The sequence below is a fragment of the Herbaspirillum sp. B65 genome (genome assembly GCF_000333555.1).
Classification (GTDB): domain Bacteria; phylum Pseudomonadota; class Gammaproteobacteria; order Burkholderiales; family Burkholderiaceae_D; genus Herbaspirillum; species Herbaspirillum rubrisubalbicans.
Genome location: NZ_BADI01000839.1, coordinates 1 through 1,419 on the forward strand (window position 1 = coordinate 1; position 1,419 = coordinate 1,419).

General features: G+C 63.3%; 2 protein-coding genes. Both read left to right on the forward strand.

Annotated elements, in window-relative coordinates; all coding sequences use genetic code 11:
* The coding region (locus tag I5W_RS20015) for a class-II fumarase/aspartase family protein (protein WP_044530545.1) at positions 1-899 on the forward strand (899 nt) is incomplete at its 5' end.
* A gap of 21 nt (positions 900-920) precedes the next feature.
* On the forward strand, positions 921-1,419 hold a 499-nt coding region (locus I5W_RS20020), incomplete at its 3' end, for a cation:dicarboxylate symporter family transporter (protein ID WP_044530546.1).

The following is a 1,419-nucleotide window of genomic DNA, read 5'->3' on the forward strand; positions in this document are numbered from 1 at the left end:
GCCGCACGCATTTGCAGCAAGCCCTGCCGGTGACCTTCGGGTACAAAGTCGGCATCTGGCTGGCCATGTTCGACCGACATCAAGAACGCCTGGCGCAACTACGCCCGCGCGTGGCCGTGGTGGAGTTCGCCGGTGCGGCTGGCACGCTGGCTTCGCTGGGTGAAGACGGCTTTGCAGTGCAAGAAGCACTGGCCGCCGAACTGGGACTGGGCGTACCTGCCACCACCTGGCATGTGGCGCGCGATGGCTTTGCCGAAGCGGTCAACCTGCTGGCGCTCATTACCGGCTCGCTGGGCAAGATCGCGCTGGACATCATGATCATGGCCTCCACCGAATTTGCCGAAGTCTACGAGCCCTTCGTCAAGGGGCGTGGCGCCAGCAGCACCATGCCGCAAAAGCGCAACCCGATCTCCAGCGAACTCATGCTGGCGGCTTCCAAGGCGGTACGCCAGCACGCCGGGCTGATGGTCGATGCGATGGTGCAGGACTTCGAGCGCGCCACCGGCCCCTGGCATGCGGAATGGATCGCGATTCCTGAAAGTTTCATCCTCAGTGCGGGCGCGTTGCACCAGGCCAAGTTCGCGCTCGGCGGCCTGATTGTCGATACCGAGCAGATGAAGCGCAACCTTGGCATCAGCCGCGGCCTGATCGTGGCCGAAGCCGTGATGATGGCCATGGCACCGCACATCGGCCGCCAGCAGGCGCACGATGTGGTCTATGACGCCTGCCGTACCGTCAACGAACAGGGCGGCACCCTGGCCGAGGCGCTGGCGGTGCTTCCGGAGGTGACCGCTTATTTTGACCGCGCCGCCATTGATCGCATGACCGACCCATCGAACTACCTCGGGCTGGCGCCGCATATGGTGGACCGGGCTGTTGCGCAATCACGCAACTACTGAGCTCAGGGTGAGGAGAGAGACATGAATACACAAAATGCAAAGCAAGATCGCAACGACGACATCATCACCCCGCGCAAGGGCCTGCCTTGGTACCGGAAGTTGGGCATGCAAGTGCTGCTGTCGCTCATACTCGGGATTGCGGCGGGATTCCTGTTTCCCAAGTTCGCCACCCAGCTCAAGGTACTGGGCGACATGTTCCTGTCGCTGATCAAATGCGGGGTCGCCCCGCTGGTGTTTCTGACCATCGTCCACGGTATCGCTTCGGCGGGCGATATCCGCAGTGCCGGCCGGGTGGGTTGGCGCTCGATCATCTACTTCGAGGTGATCTCCACCTTTGCCCTGATCCTCGGTCTGGCCGCGGGCAACCTGTTGCAGACCGGGGCCGGCATGAGTCCCGTCGCCGGCGCCGTGCCACTACCGCCCTCGGCGGGCCAGGCGGCACCACAGGGATTCCTGGAATTCCTGCATCACATCGTGCCGGACAACTTCATCGGCGCTTTCACCAAGGGGGAACTGCTGC